The organism is Pseudomonas sp. IT-P176 (assembly GCF_949767245.1).
Lineage (GTDB): Bacteria > Pseudomonadota > Gammaproteobacteria > Pseudomonadales > Pseudomonadaceae > Aquipseudomonas.
Genome location: NZ_CATKPN010000068.1, coordinates 264336 through 284716, shown reverse-complemented (window position 1 = coordinate 284716; position 20381 = coordinate 264336). Strand labels below are relative to the sequence as shown.

Here is a 20381-nt window from a genome sequence, read left to right as displayed (position 1 = left end):
GCTGGAAAAGTCGTTCAGGGAGCGTCGCGAGCGGCGATTAGTCGTGTCCGGCCAGCGCACAGCCCCCGGAGCGTACGTCAGTACGTGAGGAGGCGAGCACTGCCCGGGCGCGGATAATCGACGCGCAGCAGCTCCCGGAATGACTTTTAGCGGCCGCCCATGATCGCGATGTAGTCCTGGGTCCAGCGGCTGTACGGCACGAACTTGCCGCCTTCAGCCTGCGGGGTTTTCCAGAAGGCGATCTTCTCGAACTGGTCGAAACCGTTGGTCTTGCAGCCTTCGGCGCCCAGCAGTTCGCTGCCCTGGCAAGCCGCCGGGACCGCTGGCAAGGAGCCGAACCAGGCCGCGACATCGCCCTGGACCTTGGGTTGCAGCGACCAGTCCATCCACTTGTAGGCGCAGTTCGGGTGCTTGGCCTCGGCGTGCAGCATGGTGGTGTCGGCCCAGCCGGTGGCGCCTTCTTTCGGGATAGTCGAGGCGATGGGCTGTTTCTCGTTCATCAGGCCGTTGACCTGATAGGGCCAGGCGCTGGAGGCCACTACCCCTTCGTTCTTGAAGTCACTCATTTGCACGGTGGTGTCGTGCCAGTAGCGGTGGATCAGCGGCTGCTGGGCGCGCAGCAGGTCGAGCACGGCCTTGTACTGCGCTTCGGTCAGCTCGTAGGGGCTCTGGATGCCCAGTTCCGGCTTGGTGCTTTTCAGGTACAGCGCCGCGTCGGCGATGTAGATCGGGCCGTCATAGGCCTGCACGCGGCCTTTGTTGGGCTTGCCGTCTGGCAGGTTCTGCGCATCGAACACCACGTTCCAGCTGGTGGGGGCCGTCTTGAACACGTTGGTGTTGTACATCAGCACGTTCGGGCCCCATTGATAGGGGGTGCCGTATGTCTGCTGGTTGACCACGTACCAAGGGGCATCCTTGAGGCGCGGGTCGAGGTTTTTCCAGTTAGGGATCAGCGCGGTATTGATCGGCTGCACACGCTTGCCGACGATCAACCGCAGCGAGGCGTCGCCAGAGGCAGTCACCAGGTCGTAGCCGCCCTTGGCCATCAGGCTGACCATCTCATCGGAAGTGGCGGCGGTCTTGACGTTGACCTTGCAGCCGGTCTCCTTCTCGAAACCGGTCACCCAGTCGTAGGCCTTGTCGCTTTCACCCCGTTCGATGTAGCCAGGCCAGGCCACGATGTCCAGTTGGCCCTCGCCGGCACCAACGGCTTTCAGCGGTTCGGCGGCCTGGAGGCTGGCACTGGCCAGCAGCGCGGTGGTGATTGCACTGAGCAATGCGGTCTTGTGCACGAACATGGGGTTTCCCTCTTCTTTAAATTATGGTCGGGGCAGTGTTGAACGTGATGCAGCTGGCCTTTTCGGCTTGTTATTAGCTTAGTAGCGTTATTTCAGGTCATTGCCGTGACGGGCCATGATGTGCCGCACCACGCTGTAGTCCTGCAGCGAGTCGCTGGACAGGTCCTTGCCGTAGCCGGAGCGTTTCAAACCGCCGTGGGGCATTTCACTGACCAGCATGAAGTGGCTGTTGATCCAGGTGCAGCCGTACTGCAAGCGCGCCGCGACCTGCATCGCCTTGTCCAGGTTTTGCGTCCAGACCGACGACGCCAGGCCATATTCCGAGTCGTTGGCCCAATCCACCGCTTGCTCCAGCTCGTCGAAGCGGGTCACGGTGACCACCGGGCCGAACACTTCGCGCTGGACGATTTCATCGCTTTGCTTGCAACCGGCGAGCAGGGTTGGCTGGTAATAGAAACCGGCGCCGGAATGCACTGCCGCGCCGGTCACCCGTTCGATGTGCTGCTGGCCGAGGGCGCGTTCGACAAAGCTGGCCACGCGGTCGCGCTGGCGGGTGCTGATCAGAGGGCCGATCTCGTTGTCGGCGTCACGCTTGCCGGCAAACCGCAGGCTGCTGACCGCTGCGCCCAGTTCCGCCACCAGCTTGTCGTGTATCCCCGCCTGGGCATAGATGCGGCAGGCTGCGGTGCAGTCCTGCCCGGCATTGTAGTAACCGTAGCTACGCACGCCGGCGACCACGGCTTGCAGGTCGGCATCGTTGCAGACGATCACCGGTGCCTTGCCGCCCAGTTCCAGGTGGGTGCGCTTGAGGGTCTTGGCGGCGGCCTGGAGGATTTTCTGCCCGGTGACGATGTCGCCAGTGAGCGAGACCATACGGACTTTGGGATGGCTGACCAGGTGGCTGCCGACCCCTTCACCGCCCCCGCAGATGATGTTGATCACCCCGCGCGGCAGAATCTCGGCCAGCGCTGGCGCCAGGGCCAGGATCGACAGCGGGGTATGTTCGGAGGGCTTGAACACCAGGGTATTGCCGGCGGCGAGGGCCGGGGCGATTTTCCAGGCGGCCATCATGATCGGGTAGTTCCAGGGCGCAATCGAGGCCACCACGCCAATCGGGTCGCGGCGCACCATGCTGGTGTAGCCCGGCAGGTATTCACCGCTGAGCTGGCCGGTCTGGCAGCGCACGGCGCCAGCGAAGAAGCGGAACACATCGACCGTCGCACTGAGGTCATCCTGGCGCGCCAGGTGCAGTGGCTTGCCGCAGTTCAACGATTCCAGGCGGGCCAGCAGGTCAGCGTGTTTTTCAATGGCGTTGGCGATTTCCAGCAGGATGTTCGAGCGCTGTTGCGGGGTGGTCCGCGACCAGCCGGCAAAGGCCCGGTGGGCGGCGAGGATCGCGGCTTCGACCTGTTCGGTGCTGGCTTCGGCAATGTGGGTCAGCACTTCGCCGGTGGCCGGGTTGAGAATCGGCTCGACAAAGCCCTGGCCGGCTACCAATTCACCGTCGATCAGCAATGCGGTGAACAAAGGGGTCTGCGCGGCGGGCATTTTTCGGATTCTCTTTTGTTGTGTGGCCATGGTGCTCCCTGTGACTGGGGCCCCGACCGTCTTATAGATGTACAAAGACTAGTGGCGGGGCTTGAGGACGACAAATACTAAATACTGAATGCAGCGTTCGATTAAATAGATGGCTTGCGCCCGCCGGGTGGCTGTTCGCGGGCCACCGTCAGGAAGGGGTCGACCAGTGCCGGGCGGGCGGTGCCGCGGCGCCAGGCCAGGCCGACATCGAGGGTCTGGCTGAGGTCGGCGATGGGCCGGGCTTCGATGATGTCGCCTTCCAGGGACCATGGGCGGTAAGTCATGTCGGGCTGGATCGACACCCCCAGGCCCGCTGCCACCAGGCTGCGCACGGCCTCGGTGGAGGCGGTGCGCAGGGTGATGCGTGGCTGCAGCGAGGCGGCTCGCCACATGCGCTGGGCGTTGCGGTCCATCTCGTCGACGTTGAGTTGGATCAGTGGTTCGCGGGCGACATCCGCCAGGTTGATGCTGTCGTGCTCCAGCAGCGGGTGCTGGGCCGGTAGCCACAAGCGGTGGGGCGAGTGAGTCAGTACCTCGGTTTGCAGGGCGTGACGATCCTCGAGGTTGGACAGGATCAGCACCCCGACATCGATTTCGCCACTGACCAGCAAGTGCTCGATGTACGGGCGCTCATCTTCCATGACCCGGAGCTCGACATTGGGGTAGGCCCGTTGAAAGCGGGTCAGCAGGTCGGCCAGGTAGTAGCCCGCGACCAGGCTGGTGACTCCAATGGTCAACTGCCCGGCCACCTGGTCGGTGCTCTGCTGCAGGCTGCGTTTGGCATTGTCCACGGTGGCCAGGATCAAATGCGCCTGGCGCAGGAACTGGTGTCCCTGATGGGTCAGGGTCATGCCCTTGGCGTGGCGGTTGAACAGGTTGACCCCAATCTCCTGCTCCAGTTGCTGGATGGCCAGGGTCAAGGTGGACTGGGAGATATACACCGCTTGTGCGGCGGCCGAGATCGAGCCGGTTTCGGCGACGGCGATGAAGTGACGGATCTGACGCAGGGTCATCATGGGAAAAGTACCCGGTGGGCGGTTTTTATAGATTTTTCCCAGTGTATATCTTTTTTATCGATGCCCTAGCCCAGCTAGCAAGGCGGCCGCAAGGGCTGGGCAACATCTGGAAGCACTCTCGCTGACGGGCCTCGGGCACTTTAGATCTAGGCTGGTGGCCTTATTTATGGGTTAAACGTGATTTTCTGGAGGCGATACATGATTACCCGTGGTTTGCTCGATCAGTTACTCAAGTCCGGCCAGGACCTGTTGCAGAACAAGGCCGGTGGAACCCAGAACAAAGCAGCTGGCGGCGGGCTGGGCAGCCTGCTCTCCGGTGCTGGCGGCGGGGCCTTGGCCGCCGGCGCGATGGGTCTGCTGCTGGGTAACAAGAAGGCGCGCAAAGTCGGCGGCAAGGTGGCGGTCTATGGCGGCCTCGCGGCACTCGGCGTGATTGCCTACAAGGCCTACGGCAACTGGCAGGCCCAGCAGGGCACGGCGCCGCAGACCGAGCCGCAAACCCTAGATCGCCTGCCGCCGGCGCAGGTCGAGCAGCACAGCCAGGCCATCCTCAAGGCCCTGGTGGCTGCTGCCAAGGCCGATGGGCATGTCGACGCGCGTGAGCGTGAGCTGATCGAGGGCGAGTTCCGCAAGCTGGACAGCGACCAGGAACTGCAGCACTGGCTGCACGCCGAACTCAACAAACCACTGGACCCGACCGACGTCGCCCGCGCCGCCAGCACCCCGGAAATGGCCGCCGAGATGTACATCGCCAGCGTGATGTTGGTGGACGAGGAGAACTTCATGGAGAAGTCCTACCTCGACGAACTGGCCCGCCAGCTCAAGTTGGAGCCAGGATTGAAGGCCGAGCTGGAGCGGCAGGTGCGTCTCTGAGTGTCGCAGGTGAGCCATCGCCAAGTGAAACACGGCGAGGACTGCGTCCTCGAACGCAGCCTCGCCGGCTCGCCCGCAATGGCCAATCCACCGTCTGTTTCTACACAAATATCACTGGCGGCCCCCAACCCATCTGACGGAAAGTAGCCGTCCCAGAGCGGATCCAGACTTTTCGCTCGGGATGAGACGCAGTGCGCAACCGCTGCTTAAACCCAGCGCGCCCTCGGCTATACTCCCCACCATTTGAATGGCCCCGAGGACTGACTGTGAAGAACTGGACGTTGCGCCAACGCATTTTGGCGAGCTTTGCGGTGATTATCGCCATCATGTTGTTGATGGTGGTCGTCTCTTATTCACGTCTACTGAAGATCGAAGCCAGCGAGAACAGCGTTCGCGACGATGCCGTGCCTGGGGTCTACTACAGCTCGATGATTCGCAGTGCCTGGGTCGACAGCTACCTCAAGATCCAGAAAATGCTCGGTCTGGAGGAAGGGCAGGGGGTCACTGAGCAAGACCTCGCCGATTTCAAGGCCTTCGAGCAGCGTCTCGAAGAACAAATGGCCAACTACGCCGCGACTATTCATGGTGTCGAGGACCGCACCGAGTTCGATGCCTTCGAGAAAGCGCATCAGAATTTCAACCGGATTCTAGCCTCCGTTCTTGAGTTGCATAAAGACCACCAGGAGCAGGAGGCAATCAAGCTGTTCAATGAGCAGTTGACGCCAGCCTGGATTACCGGCCGCCTGAAGCTCAATGACGTCATCCGTGAGAACAAGGCGGTTGCCGACCACGCGACCACCGCCATCGACGACGCCGTCGTCGCCGCGAAAATCAGCATGGGCGTGTCGTTGTTGGTGGCGGTGCTGGCGGCGGCGCTCTGCGGTCTGCTGCTGATGCGCGCGATCATGGCGCCGATGAACCGCATCGTGAAGATCCTCGAAATCATGCGCACCGGGGACTTGAGCAATCGCCTCAACCTCGACCGCAAGGATGAGTTCGGCGCTGTGGAAAGCGGCTTCAACGACATGATGACCGAGCTCACCGCGCTGGTGTCCCAGGCCCAGCGTTCTTCGGTACAGGTCACCACCTCGGTGACCGAGATCGCCGCCACCTCCAAGCAACAGCAGGCCACGGCCACCGAAACTGCGGCGACCACCACGGAAATCGGGGCGACCTCGCGGGAAATCGCGGCGACCTCCCGCGACCTGGTGCGCACCATGACGGAAGTGTCCACCGCTGCCGACCAGGCTTCGGTACTGGCCGGCTCCGGTCAGCAGGGCCTGGCACGCATGGAAGACACCATGCACTCGGTGATGGGCGCGGCCGACCTGGTCAATGCCAAGCTGGCGATCCTCAATGAGAAGGCCGGCAACATCAACCAGGTGGTGGTGACCATCGTCAAGGTCGCCGACCAGACCAACCTGCTGTCGCTGAACGCCGCTATCGAGGCGGAAAAGGCCGGTGAGTACGGTCGCGGTTTTGCCGTGGTCGCCACCGAAGTGCGGCGCCTGGCCGACCAGACGGCCGTTGCCACCTATGACATCGAGCAGATGGTCCGTGAGATCCAGTCGGCGGTCTCGGCCGGTGTGATGGGCATGGACAAGTTCTCCGAAGAAGTGCGCCGCGGCATGTCCGAGGTGCAGCAGGTCGGCGAACAACTGTCGCAGATCATCCATCAGGTCCAGGCGCTGGCGCCGCGGGTGCTGATGGTCAACGAAGGCATGCAGGCCCAGGCCACCGGCGCCGAACAGATCAACCACGCGCTGGTGCAGTTGGGCGATGCCAGCAGCCAGACCGTCGAGTCGCTGCGCCAGGCCAGTTTCGCCATCGACGAATTGAGCCAGGTGGCCGTCGGGCTGCGCAGCGGCGTCTCGCGATTCAAAGTCTGATGAGCGAGCTCGTGGTCAAGCGGGGCGCGGGTGTGGCCCCGAAACAAGCGCTGTTCCTGGTGTTTCGCATCGGTGGCGAGCGTTATGCCTTGCAGGCCGTCGAGGTGGCGGAGGTGCTGCCACGCCTGCCGCTCAAGCCGATTGCCCAGGCGCCGCATTGGGTCGCCGGGGTGTTCGGCTACCGCGGGACGGTGGTGCCGGTGATCGATGTCGGCGCGCTGACCTTCGGCCTGGCTGCCGAAGCACGCACCAGCACCCGCCTGGTGCTGGTGCACTATCGACCCGATGCCACGCTGCCAGCGCAACTGCTGGGATTGATTCTCGAGCAGGCCACCGACACCTTGCGCTGCAATCCGGCGGAGTTTCAACCCTACGGCCTGGACAATCGCCAGGCGCCGTATCTGGGGCCCGTGCGCGAAGATGCCCAGGGACTGCTGCAATGGGTGCGGGTCGCGGACCTGCTGGATGCCCAGGTGCAGGCCCTGCTGTTTCCGTCGCCACCCTTGGACCTGTCAATGCTTGAGGATCGAGCATGAGCAGCGACCAGCGCTTTTTCGACTTCCTCAAAGAACGCATCGGCCTGGACGTGACCTCCGTCGGGCCGGCGATCATCGAGCGCGCGGTACGCCAGCGCACGACCGCGCAGCAGGTGCAAACGGCCGATCAATACTGGCAACGCTTGCTGGGTTCGCGAGACGAACAGCAAGCGCTGATCGAAGCGGTGATCGTGCCCGAGACCTGGTTTTTCCGGTATCCGGAATCCTTTGCCACCCTGGCCAGGCTGGCAAGCAAACGCCTGGGCGAGCTCAATAACATGCGGGCTCTGCGCATCCTCAGCCTGCCGTGCTCCACCGGCGAGGAGCCCTATTCGATTGCCATGGCCTTGCTCGATGCTGGGTTGGCACCTCATCAGTTCAAGGTCGACGGCCTGGACGTCAGCCCGTTGTCGGTGGAGCGGGCCAAGCGGGCGTGCTATGGCAAGAACTCCTTTCGCGGAGAGCAGGGCGATTTTCGCGAGCGGCATTTCAGCGCTGAAGACGACGGTTATCGCCTCAGCGAGCGGGTTCGCGAACAAGTGCGTTTGCAGGTCGGCAACCTACTGGACCCAAGCTTGCTGGCCAATGAACCGGCCTATGACTTCGTGTTTTGCCGCAACTTGCTGATCTACTTTGACCTGCCGACCCAGACCCAGGTCTTTGAAGTGCTCAAGCGCCTGACCCATGTCGATGGCGTGCTGTTCATCGGCCCGGCCGAAGGCAGTCTGCTGGGGCGCCTGGGCATGCGCTCGATCGGCATTCCCCAGTCGTTTGCCTTCAGCCGCCACAGCGAACCTGAACCCCAGCCACTGCCGGCCTACATTGCGCCAGCGCTGCCAGTGAGCTTGCCGGTGCGCCGCGCGCCTGCGCCGCCAGTGCGCAGTCGACCCTTTGCAACCGTAGCCCGCCCAGTGTCGCCGCGGGCCGAGCAGCCAGATGCTGGCGATGCGGCGGTGCTGCTGGCACACATTGCGACCCTGGCCAACGAAGGCAAAAGCCCGCAAGCGCGTGCCGCCTGCGAGGCGTACCTGCGCAGCCACGGCCCGGTGGCGCAAGTGTTCTACTGGTTAGGCCTGCTCAGTGATGTGGCTGGCAGCGTGCTGGAAGCCCAGGGGTTTTATCGCAAGGCGTTGTACCTGGAGCCGCAACACCCCGAAGCCCTGATGCACCTGGCCGCGTTGCTCGCGTCCCAGGGCGATGTGGCTGGGAGCCGACGCTTGCAGGAGCGCGCGGCGCGCAACGAACGTACCGCTGACAGTGAGCGCAAACGATGACCGGTTCAGTTTCGTTGAACGTAACCCACGCCGATGCCCAGGCCATCGACGACTGCTGGAACCGCATCGGCGTCCACGGTGACAAGTCCTGTGGGTTGCTGGCCGAGCATATTCATTGCCGCAACTGCGCGGTCTACTCGGCCGCGGCTACCCGCTTGCTGGACCGCTATGCGCTGCAGCAGGACGACCAGGCCCATGGCTCGGCGACGGTCGAGGTACAGGTCGCCACCCGTTCATTGCTGATGTTTCGCCTGGGCGAAGAGTGGCTGGCGCTGAGCACCCGCAGCCTGGTGGAAGTGGCGCCTTTGCAGCCGGTGCATTCCTTGCCCCACCAGCGCTCGCGGGCGCTGATGGGGGTGGCCAATGTGCGCGGCGCACTGGTGGCCTGCCTGTCGCTGGTGGAGTTGCTGGGGCTGGAGGCCTCGACGGCGACCGCGTCCGGTGCGCGGGTCATGCCGCGCATGTTGATCATTGCCGCCCACGGCGGTCCGGTGGTGGTACCGGTGGACGAGGTCGATGGGATCCATGCGATTGATCAACGGCTGCTCGACGCAGCCTCGCGCTCGGGCCAGCAGGCCAGCGCGAAGTACACCCGAGGCGTATTGCCATTTAACGGTCGCAGTTTGCGTTGGCTGGATGAAGAGCAGTTGCTGTCCGCCGTGACCCGGAGCCTCACATGACCCCCGAGCAAATGCGCGACGCGTCGCTGCTGGAGTTGTTCAGCCTGGAGGCCGAGGCCCAGACCCAAGTACTCAGCGCCGGGTTGCTGGCGCTGGAGCGTGATCCGACCCAGGCCGATCACCTGGAAGCCTGCATGCGCGCCGCCCACTCGCTCAAGGGCGCGGCGCGGATTGTTGGCGTCGATGCCGGGGTCGAAGTGTCCCATGTGATGGAGGATTGCCTGGTCAGTGCCCAGGAAGGCCGGCTTCTGCTGCGCCCCGAGCACATTGACGCGTTGCTGCAAGGCACCGACCTGCTGATGCGCATCGCCACGCCTGGCAACGAGGTCGGGCCCAGTGATATCTACGCCTATGTGGCGTTGATGGGGCAGTTGCTCGATCCCGCGTCGGCACCGACACCGGTGAGCTTGCCACCGCTGGCGCCGGAGCTGCCGATGGCCGAGTTGCAACTCGAACCGCCGGCCGCGCGCTTCGAACTGTCGGAGCCGGAGCCTCTGCTGGCGGAACTCGCCAAGCCTGCCAAACGGGTCACCGAGGGCGGCGAGCGGGTGCTACGGGTGACTGCCGAGCGCCTGAACAGCCTGCTCGACCTGTCGAGTAAATCGCTGGTCGAGACCCAGCGTTTGAAACCCTATCTGGCGACCCTGCAGCGCCTCAAGCGTATGCAAAGCAACGGCCTGCGCGCCCTGGAAAACCTCAATGCCCAGCTTAAGGAGCAGAGCCTGAGCCTGGAAGTCGAGGAGGCCCTGGAGGATGCGCGGCGGCTGTTGGCCGAGTCGCAGCAATTGCTGGCGGAGCAAACGGCAGAGCTGGACGAGTTTGCCTGGCAAGCCAGCCAGCGTGCCCAGGTGCTGTACGACACTGCGCTGGCCTGCCGCATGCGGCCGTTTGCCGACGTGTTGACCGGCCAGGCGCGGATGGTCCGCGACCTGGGCCGCAGCCTCGGCAAACAGGTGCGCCTGGAGATCGAGGGCGAAAAGACCCAGGTCGACCGCGACGTGCTGGAAAAACTCGAAGCACCGCTGACGCACCTGTTGCGCAATGCGGTGGACCACGGCATCGAGTCGCCGGAGCAGCGCTTGCTGGCCGGCAAACCGGCCGAAGGGCTGATCCGCCTGCGGGCGTCCCACCAGGCGGGCCTGCTGGTGCTGGAACTCAGCGACGACGGCAACGGCGTGGACCTGGAGCGGGTCCGGCGCAGCATCGTCCAGCGTCAACTGTCGCCGGCCGAGACCGCGGCGCAATTGAGTGAAGAGGAACTGCTGACGTTCCTGTTCCTGCCCGGCTTCAGCCTGCGCGACAAAGTTACTGAAGTTTCCGGCCGTGGCGTCGGCCTCGACGCCGTCCAGCACATGGTGCGCCAGTTGCGCGGCGCGGTGGTGCTGGAGCAGAAGGCGGGCGAGGGCAGTCGTTTCCACCTTGAAGTGCCGCTGACCCTGTCGGTGGTGCGCAGCCTGGTGGTGGAAGTCGGCGAGGAGGCCTACGCCTTCCCGCTGGCGCACATCGAGCGCATGTGCGACCTGGCGCCAGAGGATATCGTGCAGGTGGAGGGGCGCCAGCACTTCTGGCACGAGGGCCGGCATGTCGGGCTGGTGGCTGCCACCCAGTTGCTGCAACGGCCGGTGAGCCAGAACAGCGCCGCCACCCTCAAGGTGGTGGTGATCCGTGAGCGCGATGCGGTGTACGGTGTCGCCGTCGAGCGTTTTATCGGCGAGCGCACCCTGGTGGTGCTGCCGCTGGATGAGCGCCTGGGCAAGATCCAGGATATTTCCGCCGGGGCCTTGCTGGATGACGGTTCAGTGGTGCTGATCGTCGACGTCGAGGACATGCTGCGCTCGGTGGATAAACTGCTCAATACCGGGCGCCTGGAGCGGATCGCCCGGCACAGCCAGCAAGCCGCGCAGGTGGCCCGCAAGCGGATCCTGGTGGTCGATGACTCGCTGACGGTGCGCGAGTTGCAACGCAAGCTGCTGCTCAACCGAGGTTATGACGTGGCCGTCGCCGTTGACGGCATGGACGGCTGGAACGCCCTGCGCGCCGAGGACTTCGACCTGTTGATTACTGATATCGATATGCCGCGCATGGACGGGATCGAGCTGGTCTCGCTGTTGCGCCGCGACAATCGCCTGCAGTCACTGCCAGTGATGGTGGTGTCCTACAAGGACCGTGAAGAGGACCGGCGCCGTGGACTGGACGCTGGAGCCGACTATTATCTAGCCAAAGCCAGCTTTCATGACGATGCGCTGCTCGACGCAGTGGTAGAGCTCATAGGAGGAGCGCGGGCATGAAGATCGCAATCGTCAACGATATGCCGATGGCTGTGGAAGCGCTGCGCCGGGCCCTGGCGTTCGAGCCGGCGCACCAGGTGGTGTGGGTGGCCAGCAATGGCAAGGAGGCGGTGCAGCGTTGCGCCGAACTGACGCCGGACCTGATCCTCATGGACCTGATCATGCCGGTCATGGACGGGGTCGAGGCGACCCGCCGGATCATGGCGGATACGCCGTGCGCCATCGTCATCGTCACGGTCGATCGCCAGCAGAATGTGCATCGGGTGTTCGAGGCCATGGGGTACGGCGCGCTGGATGTAGTCGACACGCCGGCCCTGGGGGCCGGCAATGCCCAGGAAGCCGCCGCACCGCTGCTGCGTAAAATCATCAACATTGGCTGGCTGATCGGCGAGAAGGGCAACCGCGAACGCCCGGCACCCAGCCCGCTGCGCAGTTCGGCCTCGCGCCAGCGCCTGGTCGCCATTGGCTCCTCGGCTGGCGGTCCGGCGGCGCTGGAAGTGCTGCTCAAGGGCCTGCCGCGCCATTTCCCGGCGGCCATCGTGCTGGTGCAACACGTGGACCAGGTGTTCGCCGCCGGCATGGCGCAATGGCTCAGCAGTGTCAGTGGCCTGAACGTACGCCTGGCCCAGGAGGGCGAGCCGCCGCAAAGTGGCACGGTGTTGCTGGCTGGCACCAACCACCATATTCGCTTGTTGAAAAACGGCACGCTGGCGTACACCGCCGAGCCGGTCAACGAAATCTACCGGCCCTCGATCGATGTGTTCTTCGAAAGTGTGGCCAGTTACTGGAACGGTGATGCAGTAGGTGTGCTACTCACCGGAATGGGCCGCGATGGAGCCCAGGGACTCAAATTGATGCGCCAGCAGGGCTACCTGACCATCGCTCAGGATCAGCACAGCAGCGCGGTGTACGGTATGCCCAAGGCCGCCGCCGCCATCGACGCCGCGGTGGAAATTCGCCCGCTGGAAAAAATAGCGCCACGATTGCTGGAGATCTTTGCAAAATGAATGACATCCGCAGCGGTACGGGCCAAGTAGTATTTCAGGTGAACCCCCATGGATGAGTTACAGCTCGACGATTTCAAGAACGATGAAAATGCCGCGATGGTGCTGCTGGTCGACGACCAGGCGATGATCGGCGAAGCCGTGCGGCGGGGTCTGGCGAACGAAGACAACATCGACTTCCATTTCTGCGCCGACCCGCACCAGGCCATCGCCCAGGCCATTCGCATCAAGCCGACGGTGATCCTGCAGGACTTGGTGATGCCTGGCCTGGACGGCCTGACGCTGGTGCGCGACTACCGCAACCACCCGGCGACCAAGGACATCCCGATCATTGTGCTGTCGACCAAGGAAGATCCCTTGATCAAGAGCGCGGCGTTTGCCGCCGGGGCCAACGATTACCTGGTGAAACTGCCGGACAACATCGAGCTGGTGGCGCGCATTCGCTATCACTCGCGCTCCTACACCACGCTGATCCAGCGCGATGCAGCCTATCGGGCATTGCGGGTCAGCCAGCAGCAGTTGCTCGACACCAACCTGGTGCTGCAACGGTTGATGAACTCCGACGGCCTGACCGGCCTGTCGAACCGCCGGCACTTCGACGAGTACCTGGAGCTGGAATGGCGGCGCTCGTTGCGTGACCAGACCCAATTGTCGCTGTTGATGATCGATGTCGACTACTTCAAGTCCTATAACGACAGTTTTGGTCATCTTGAGGGCGATGAAGCCCTGCGCAAGGTGGCGACCGCGATCCGCGATGCCAGTAGCCGGCCCTCGGACCTGCCCGCGCGTTATGGTGGTGAAGAGTTCGCCCTGGTGCTGCCCAACACCTCGCCGGGTGGCGCACGACTGGTGGCGGAAAAACTCCGTCAGACCGTCGCCGCCCTGAAAATTCCACACATCGCCCCGGCCGAAGGCGCGAGCCTGACCATCAGCATCGGCCTGTCGACCATCACCCCACAGCAGGGTAGCGACTGCCGGCAATTGATTTTGGCGGCAGACAAGGGCTTGTACCTGGCCAAGCACAATGGGCGCAATCAGGTGGGGATCGAGTAAAAAACAGCCGTTTTGGTGGCTCAATAGCCGCCAGGCGGGCTGCCGTGGCGGCCTGATTACGTTATACTCGCCGGCTTTCAAAAGTTCGCCAACGAGTGCTGCCCGCCATGGAAATCAACCCGATCCTTAACAGTATCAAGGACCTGTCCGAGCGCTCCGAAACTATTCGGGGGTATCTTTGACTACGATCAAAAGCATGAGCGTCTGACCGAAGTCAATCGCGAGCTTGAAGATCCGGCTGTCTGGAACAACCCTGAGTACGCTCAGAACCTGGGTCGCGAGCGTTCGCTGCTGGCCCAGATCGTAGAAACCCTCGATGAGATGTCCAGTGGTCTGGCTGATGCCAAGGACCTGCTGTTGATGTCTGCCGAGGAAGAAGACCAGGCTGCCGTCGACGACGTTGCAGCCGAAGTCGAACGCCTGCGCGAGGCCCTCGAGAAGCTCGAGTTCCGCCGCATGTTCAGCGGTGAGATGGACGCCAACAACGCCTACCTGGACATCCAGGCCGGTTCTGGCGGCACCGAGGCCCAGGACTGGGCCAACATCTTGCTGCGCATGTACCTGCGCTGGGCGGACAAACGCGGTTTCGACGCGACCATCATGGAACTGTCGGCCGGTGAAGTCGCCGGGATCAAGGGCGCCACCGTGCACATCAAGGGCGAATACGCCTTTGGCTGGTTGCGTACCGAAATCGGCGTGCACCGCCTGGTGCGCAAGAGCCCGTACGACTCCGGTAACCGTCGCCATACCTCGTTCTCGGCCGTGTTCGTGTCGCCGGAAATCGATGACAACATCGAAATCGACATCAACCCGTCGGACCTGCGTATCGACACCTACCGCTCCTCGGGTGCCGGTGGTCAGCACGTTAACACCACCGACTCGGCCGTACGTATCACCCACGTACCGTCCAACACCGTGGTCAGCTGCCAGAACGAACGCTCCCAGCACGCCAACAAAGACACCGCGATGAAAATGTTGCGGGCGCGCTTGTACGAGCAGGAAGTGCAGAAACGCAACGCCGCTTCGCAGGCCCTGGAAGACACCAAGTCGGACATCGGCTGGGGTCACCAGATCCGCTCGTACGTGCTCGATGCCTCGCGGATCAAGGATCTGCGCACTAACATCGAACGCAGCGACTGCGACAAGGTGCTCGACGGCGACATCGACGAATACCTGGTGGCCAGCCTGAAGCAAGGCTTGTAAGACATGCAACACGGGATCGCCTGACTCACCGCGATCCTCTGTAGGAGCCGGCTTGCCGGCGATCCCCAGGCCGCTGGCCTGGGGGCAACGAACCCGTGATGGAATTTTTGAAGACATGAGCGACCTAGAACTCGACCCGCAAGCCCTGCAACAGGAAGAAAACACCCTGATCGCCCTGCGCAAGGAAAAGCTTGCTGCCGAGCGCGCCAAGGGCAACGCCTTCCCGAACGACTTCCGCCGTGACAACTACTGCGATGCCCTGCAGAAGCAGTACGCGGACAAGACCAAGGAAGAGCTCGCAGAGGCTGCAATCCCGGTCAAGGTTGCCGGTCGCATCATGCTCAACCGTGGCTCGTTCATGGTGATCCAGGACATGTCCGGGCGCATCCAGGTCTACGTCAACCGCAAGACCCTGTCCGAAGAAACCCTGGCCGCGGTGAAAACCTGGGACCTGGGCGACATCATTGCCGCCGAAGGCACCCTGGCCCGTTCCGGCAAGGGCGACCTGTACGTGGAAATGACCAGCGTGCGCCTGCTGACCAAGTCGCTGCGCCCACTGCCAGACAAACACCACGGCCTGACCGACACCGAACAGCGTTATCGCCAGCGCTACGTCGACCTGATCGTCAATGACGAAGTGCGCCAGACGTTCCGCGTGCGTTCGCAAGTCATCGCCCATATCCGTAGCTTCCTGATGCAGCGCGACTTCCTTGAAGTCGAGACGCCGATGCTGCAAACCATCCCTGGTGGTGCTGCGGCCAAGCCGTTCGAAACGCACCACAATGCCCTGGACATGGAAATGTTCCTGCGCATCGCGCCTGAGCTGTACCTCAAGCGCCTGGTTGTCGGTGGCTTCGAGAAAGTCTTCGAGATCAACCGCAACTTCCGTAACGAGGGCGTTTCGACTCGTCACAACCCTGAATTCACCATGTTGGAGTTCTACCAGGCGTACGCCGACTACGAAGACAACATGGACCTGACCGAAGAACTGTTCCGCGAGTTGGCACAGCTGGTCCTGGGCAGCACCGACGTGCCGTACGGCGACAAGGTGTTCCACTTCGGCGAGCCGTTCGTGCGTCTGTCGGTCTTCGACTCGATCCTCAAGTACAACCCTGAGCTGACCGCCGACGACCTGACCGACATCGACAAGGCGCGCGCCATCGCCAAGAAAGCCGGGGCCAAGGTGCTGGGCTTCGAAGGCCTGGGCAAGCTGCAAGTGATGATTTTCGAAGAACTGGTCGAGCACAAGCTGGAGCAGCCGCACTTCATTACCCAGTACCCGTTCGAAGTGTCGCCGCTGGCTCGTCGCAACGATGACAACCCGAACGTCACCGACCGCTTCGAGCTGTTCATTGGTGGTCGCGAAATCGCCAACGCCTACTCCGAGTTGAACGACGCGGAAGACCAGGCCGAGCGTTTCATGGCCCAGGTGGCCGACAAGGACGCCGGTGACGACGAAGCCATGCACTACGACGCCGACTTCGTACGTGCGCTGGAATACGGTATGCCGCCGACGGCGGGTGAGGGCATCGGTATCGATCGCCTGGTGATGTTGTTGACCAACTCACCGTCGATCCGCGATGTGATCCTGTTCCCGCACATGCGACCGCAAGCGTAAATGCCGCAGTGAAAAAGCCGCCTATATCAGGCGGCTTTTTATTGCCTGTATGGAACAAACGTATCAACTTGTTGCTTCCAACTGCGAGGTAAGACCGGTGAATCGTGCAAATGCTCAAGAAGGAGCAGCGGGGGTCGCTACGGCGGTCGCTGAAAGTGTTCAGTACCAGGGCCGCAAGGCCAGCCGACAGGGCAGTGAACAGCGTCGACAGGACATCCTCGACGCCGCGATGCGCATTGTCGTGCGCGACGGTGTGCGGGCGGTGCGGCACCGCGCCGTAGCCGCCGAGGCCAGCGTGCCATTGTCGGCGACCACCTACTATTTCAAGGACATCGATGACCTGCTCACCGATACCTTTGCCCAGTACGTGGAGCGTAGCGCGGCCTACATGGCCAAGCTGTGGGCCAATCATGAAGGGCTGCTGCACGAGATGGTCGACAGCGGGGATGGCAGCCCCGAGTCGCGTTCGCGGCTGGCCGACGACATCGCCCGGTTTACCGCCGACTATGTGCACCGGCAACTGCTCAACCGCCGCGAGCACCTGATGGCGGAACAGGCGTTCCGCCAGGAGGCCTTGCTCAACCCGCGCCTGGCGTTGCTGGTGCGTTCCCATCAGCAGATTCTCCTGCAGGGTACCTGCCAGCTATTCCAGGTGCTGGGCTCGCCGGAACCGCAACAGGATGCCAAAGTGTTGACGGCGATAATCGGACGGATGGAATATCAAGGCCTGCTCAACGAGGCGCAGCCGCTGGCGGAGGATGAAATGCTCGGAATCCTCACGCGGTATATGCACTTGGTGCTGGCCTCGGTGTAACCCTCGGGGGAGGGCAGATTGCGCTGTCGGTGTGTGCTGACTAGGAGTCTTGAATGAAGTACTGGCGTGTCGTGGTGATCACCCTGTCGTTCCTGCTGCTCAGCGGCTGCCTGGTGTCATTCAAGCAGGCCATGCCGGGCAGCGAGGCTGCGCCGGCGGGGTTGCTCGGTAAATGGACCAGCAAGAATGCCTGGGGTGAAGCACAGAACCTGGACCTGACCCGTGTCGGCCCGGACCGCTACCAGGCGGTCAGCTACTTCAAGGCCAAGCCCAAGGAGCGCGAGGCCTATCCGTTCACGGTGGCGCGCCACGGCAATCGCTGGTACCTCTCGGCCAAGGTGCCGGCCCAGTACGGTGGCAACTTCACTATCGCCGGGTTTGAACTGAACGATAAACAGGAACTGGTGATCTACAACCTCGATCTCGAGCAGATCCGCCAGGCGCTTGGGCAACAACTCAAGGGTGAGCCGTTCAGCACCGACGATGGTGACGGCGTACTGATCAACAGCAGCATGGACCAGGTGTTCGCCTACCTCGACGATCCGGCCAATTCCGACGTGTTCGTCGAGGCCGCGCGGTATCAACGACCGCACACCACTCAATCAGCGCAGTAGGCAACGGTTAACCAAGGGAGCAACCGGTGGACGATTACCAGCAGACGATACGCACCTTGTCTGATCGCATAGTGCTGGCGCAAACGCCGATTCGGGTCCTTGATGCGGTGAAGTGGGACGACAGCATCCGCAAGGGGTTCCTCAAGGCCAAGGGCAAGGAAATGCCGGCGGTGGACCGGGACTATTACCTCAATCGGCCACTGGCTTTCGATTCGAGCAAAGTCAAGCTGGAGTTCCAGAACATCGAGCGCGACATCACTCGCCAGCTCGGCCAGTTCAACCCGGTCGGGCAGATCATGCGGCGCATGTGCAAGGAGTACCGCATGGTGGTGCGGATGCTCGAGGCCCGTGGCACCGAGGACTTCGGGCTGATTTCCCAGGAGCTGTATGGCGCGGCCTCCGATGCGTTCCATGCCGGTGACCCGACCCTGGCCGATCTGGGCCTGATGATGTCCGACTACTTGAACAACATCGATGGCCGCGGCGACCTCAAGGACGAGCCGAAGATCCTCACTGCCAAAGAGGCGGTACACCTGCTGCAGACCCGCTTGAACAAGGTGTTCGGCGAGGCCGAGGAAACCATCCGGGTGTTCGAGTCAGACGGGATCGTCGCCGACGCGGCGGCTGGCGCCGACTACATCAAGATCCGCACCGATGCGATGTTCAACGAGCGTGACGTGCGAGCGCTGGAGGTGCATGAGGGTCTGGTGCACGTTGGCACCACGCTCAACGGGCTGAACCAGCCAATCTGCACCTTCCTGTCCAAGGGCCCGCCGTCTTCGACCGTGACTCAGGAAGGCCTGGCGATCCTGATGGAGATCATCACCTTCGCCTCCTACCCGAGCCGCCTGCGCAAGCTGACCAACCGTACCCGGGCGATCCACATGGTCGAGGAGGGCGCGGACTTCCTGCAGATTTTCGAGTTCTTCCGTGAGCAGGGCTTCGAAATGGCCGAAAGTTATGGCAATGCCAGTCGGGTATTCCGTGGATCAGTGCCAAACGGCCTGCCATTTACCAAAGACTTGTCCTATCTCAAGGGCTTTATCATGGTTTACAACTACATTCAGTTGGCCGTGCGCAAAGGCAAGCTTGAGCAGATCCCGTTGCTGTTTTGCGGCAAGACCACCCTGGAAGACATGCGAACCCTGCGCCAGTTGGTGGATGAAGGCCTGGTGGAGCCGCCCAAGTACCTGCCTGCGCAGTTCCGTGACATGAACGCGCTGTCGGCCTGGATGTGCTTCTCCAACTTCCTCAACCACCTGAGCCTGGACCGGATCGAAGCGGACTACTCGAACATTCTGTAACCCCGGGGTGGTACCACCCTGAGCCCATTGCGAGGCTTCAAACGGATGAGAATCCTCGGCATCCTGTGCCTGTTCCTGACCCTCAACGGCTGCAGCTCACTGCTGTTCTATCCTGAGCCCGGCCTGCCGTTCACCCCGGATAAAGCCGGGCTGCAGTACCGCGACGTAAGCCTGACCACGGCCGACGGGGTCAAGCTGCATGCCTGGTGGCTGCCGGCAAAAGAGGGTGTCGCGGTCAAGGGCACGGTCCTGCATCTGCACGGCAACGGCGGCAACCTGGCGGCGCACCTGGGGGGCAGTTGGTGGTTGCCCAAGCAGGGTTATCAAGTGCTGCTGCTGGACTATCGCGGGTATGGCCTGTCGGCAGGCGAGCCAGGTTTGCCGCAGGTCTATCAAGATATCGATGCGGCCTTCAAATGGCTGGACCAGGCGCCGCAGGTACAGGGCACGCCGCTGATTGTGCTCGGCCAGAGCCTGGGCGGCGCCATGGCGCTGCACTACCTGGCCGAACACCCGCAGCGCCAGGTTCAACTCAAGGCGTTGGTGCTCGACGGCGTGCCGGCCAGTTACCGCGAAGTGGGCCAGTTTGCCCTCAGCACTTCCTGGCTGACCTGGCCGTTCCAGGTGCCGTTGTCGTGGCTGGTGCCGGACGCTGACAGCGCAATCCGCGCCATGCCCCAAGTCAACGCTGTACCGAAATTGATCTACCACAGCATCGACGATCCCATCGTGCCTCTTTCCAACGGCATCCGACTGTATCAAGCTGCGCCCCCGCCAAAGGTGCTGCAATTGACCCGCGGTGGCCATGTGCAGACATTCGCCGACCCGGTCTGGCGAACCGTCATGCTGCGCTATCTGGACGATCCGCAGCACTTCAATGGTGTGCGCCGCCTGGGAGAGATCCCCAATTACCCGGCCCCCAGCCATTCACCCGATCAACCGCAAGAGAGCCCGCAATGAGTGAAGAACGTAACGCCATCCCGCTGATCATCACCGGTATCTGCAGCATCCTGGGCACGGTCGCTGCCCTGTGGTGGTACGGCTACCTGCACTTTGCCAAGCCGGAAGACGCCTTGCTGCTCAACGAGTTCACCATGCTCAAGACCGTGCCGGGCGAAGACTACAAAGTCTCCCTGGAGCCGGCGGCCCAGGTCGCGCAGTGCATCGACGGCGTGCTGGTATTGTTCGACACCGAACAGAAAGGCCTGACCGGTGTACTGATCAACGCCAAGAAAAAGGCCGTACGCTGCATGGGCGAGGAAACCCCGCAGCAGCTCGAACCCTGAGTCCATGAATCCGCTGCAAACCCTGTGGGAGCGAGCTTGCTCGCGATGAGGCC

Annotated in this window: 18 protein-coding genes; 15 read left to right on the top strand and 3 right to left on the bottom strand. The window is 62.7% G+C overall.

Going from position 1 to position 20381, the window contains the following annotated elements; genetic code table 11:
* Nucleotides 1–146: 146 nt before the first annotated feature.
* The 3 genes from ydcS to ACM6IP_RS20485 all read right to left on the bottom strand — a co-directional run bounded on the left by ydcS (nucleotide 147) and on the right by ACM6IP_RS20485 (nucleotide 3892).
* Nucleotides 147–1298: a putative ABC transporter substrate-binding protein YdcS gene (gene ydcS, locus ACM6IP_RS20495; protein WP_095166687.1), complete on the bottom strand. Its 1152-nt coding sequence runs from the start codon at nucleotides 1296–1298 to the stop codon at nucleotides 147–149.
* Nucleotides 1299–1385: 87 nt separating this feature from the next.
* Nucleotides 1386–2876 carry a gamma-aminobutyraldehyde dehydrogenase gene (locus tag ACM6IP_RS20490; RefSeq protein ID WP_414862176.1) on the bottom strand — a complete coding sequence of 497 codons (1491 nt, stop codon included), beginning with the start codon at nucleotides 2874–2876 and terminating at the stop codon, nucleotides 1386–1388.
* Nucleotides 2877–2977: 101 nt separating this feature from the next.
* A complete protein-coding gene (locus tag ACM6IP_RS20485; protein ID WP_095166691.1) occupies nucleotides 2978–3892 on the bottom strand; it encodes a LysR family transcriptional regulator in 915 nt (304 codons plus the stop codon).
* Between the two features lie 198 nt (nucleotides 3893–4090).
* On the opposite strand from ACM6IP_RS20485, the gene ACM6IP_RS20480 reads away from it, so the two are divergent.
* The 15 genes from ACM6IP_RS20480 (at nucleotide 4091) to ACM6IP_RS20410 (ending at nucleotide 20328) form a co-directional block, all read left to right on the top strand.
* Nucleotides 4091–4765, top strand: coding sequence for a tellurite resistance TerB family protein (locus tag ACM6IP_RS20480; protein WP_401130101.1), 675 nt, complete (start codon nucleotides 4091–4093; stop codon nucleotides 4763–4765).
* A 266-nt stretch (nucleotides 4766–5031) separates the two neighbouring features.
* Nucleotides 5032–6654: a methyl-accepting chemotaxis protein gene (locus tag ACM6IP_RS20475; RefSeq protein ID WP_414862175.1), complete on the top strand. Its 1623-nt coding sequence runs from the start codon at nucleotides 5032–5034 to the stop codon at nucleotides 6652–6654.
* The gene (locus ACM6IP_RS20470; protein ID WP_095166697.1) at nucleotides 6654–7190 is read left to right on the top strand and encodes a chemotaxis protein CheW; all 537 of its coding nucleotides are present in this window, start codon (nucleotides 6654–6656) and stop codon (nucleotides 7188–7190) included. Before ACM6IP_RS20475 ends, ACM6IP_RS20470 begins: the two co-directional genes overlap by 1 nt.
* On the top strand, nucleotides 7187–8464 hold the full coding sequence (locus ACM6IP_RS20465) for a CheR family methyltransferase (protein ID WP_320333734.1): 1278 nt from the start codon (nucleotides 7187–7189) through the stop codon (nucleotides 8462–8464). The genes ACM6IP_RS20470 and ACM6IP_RS20465 overlap by 4 nt, the downstream gene beginning before the upstream one ends.
* On the top strand, nucleotides 8461–9144 hold the full coding sequence (locus tag ACM6IP_RS20460; protein ID WP_159993989.1) for a chemotaxis protein CheW: 684 nt from the start codon (nucleotides 8461–8463) through the stop codon (nucleotides 9142–9144). Before ACM6IP_RS20465 ends, ACM6IP_RS20460 begins: the two co-directional genes overlap by 4 nt.
* Nucleotides 9141–11432, top strand: a complete 2292-nt coding sequence (locus tag ACM6IP_RS20455; RefSeq protein WP_320333735.1) for a hybrid sensor histidine kinase/response regulator — start codon at nucleotides 9141–9143, stop codon at nucleotides 11430–11432. The genes ACM6IP_RS20460 and ACM6IP_RS20455 overlap by 4 nt, the downstream gene beginning before the upstream one ends.
* On the top strand, nucleotides 11429–12439 hold the full coding sequence (locus ACM6IP_RS20450; protein WP_414862174.1) for a chemotaxis response regulator protein-glutamate methylesterase: 1011 nt from the start codon (nucleotides 11429–11431) through the stop codon (nucleotides 12437–12439). The genes ACM6IP_RS20455 and ACM6IP_RS20450 overlap by 4 nt, the downstream gene beginning before the upstream one ends.
* A 48-nt stretch (nucleotides 12440–12487) precedes the next feature.
* Entirely contained in the window at nucleotides 12488–13489 is a 1002-nt protein-coding gene (locus tag ACM6IP_RS20445; RefSeq protein WP_095166707.1) for a response regulator, read from the top strand.
* Between the two features lie 107 nt (nucleotides 13490–13596).
* Nucleotides 13597–14692, top strand: a protein-coding gene (gene prfB, locus ACM6IP_RS20440) for a peptide chain release factor 2 (protein WP_143501160.1) whose coding sequence is annotated in 2 segments (ribosomal slippage) — nucleotides 13597–13668 and nucleotides 13670–14692 — 1095 coding nt in all. Because the reading frame shifts where the segments join, the coding sequence is not laid out codon by codon here.
* Nucleotides 14693–14807: 115 nt separating this feature from the next.
* Nucleotides 14808–16310, top strand: a complete 1503-nt coding sequence (gene lysS / locus ACM6IP_RS20435; protein ID WP_095166709.1) for a lysine--tRNA ligase — start codon at nucleotides 14808–14810, stop codon at nucleotides 16308–16310.
* Between the two features lie 97 nt (nucleotides 16311–16407).
* Nucleotides 16408–17124: a TetR family transcriptional regulator gene (locus ACM6IP_RS20430; protein ID WP_320333736.1), complete on the top strand. Its 717-nt coding sequence runs from the start codon at nucleotides 16408–16410 to the stop codon at nucleotides 17122–17124.
* A 53-nt stretch (nucleotides 17125–17177) separates the two neighbouring features.
* Nucleotides 17178–17738 (top strand): hypothetical protein, encoded by a 561-nt coding sequence (locus tag ACM6IP_RS20425; protein ID WP_095166713.1) that lies wholly within the window; start codon nucleotides 17178–17180, stop codon nucleotides 17736–17738.
* Between the two features lie 26 nt (nucleotides 17739–17764).
* The gene (locus ACM6IP_RS20420) at nucleotides 17765–19042 is read left to right on the top strand and encodes a flavohemoglobin expression-modulating QEGLA motif protein (RefSeq protein WP_095166715.1); all 1278 of its coding nucleotides are present in this window, start codon (nucleotides 17765–17767) and stop codon (nucleotides 19040–19042) included.
* Nucleotides 19043–19087: 45 nt separating this feature from the next.
* Nucleotides 19088–20002: an alpha/beta hydrolase gene (locus ACM6IP_RS20415; RefSeq protein WP_095166729.1), complete on the top strand. Its 915-nt coding sequence runs from the start codon at nucleotides 19088–19090 to the stop codon at nucleotides 20000–20002.
* Nucleotides 19999–20328 carry a hypothetical protein gene (locus tag ACM6IP_RS20410; RefSeq protein ID WP_095166731.1) on the top strand — a complete coding sequence of 110 codons (330 nt, stop codon included), beginning with the start codon at nucleotides 19999–20001 and terminating at the stop codon, nucleotides 20326–20328. The genes ACM6IP_RS20415 and ACM6IP_RS20410 overlap by 4 nt, the downstream gene beginning before the upstream one ends.
* Nucleotides 20329–20381: the final 53 nt, after the last annotated feature.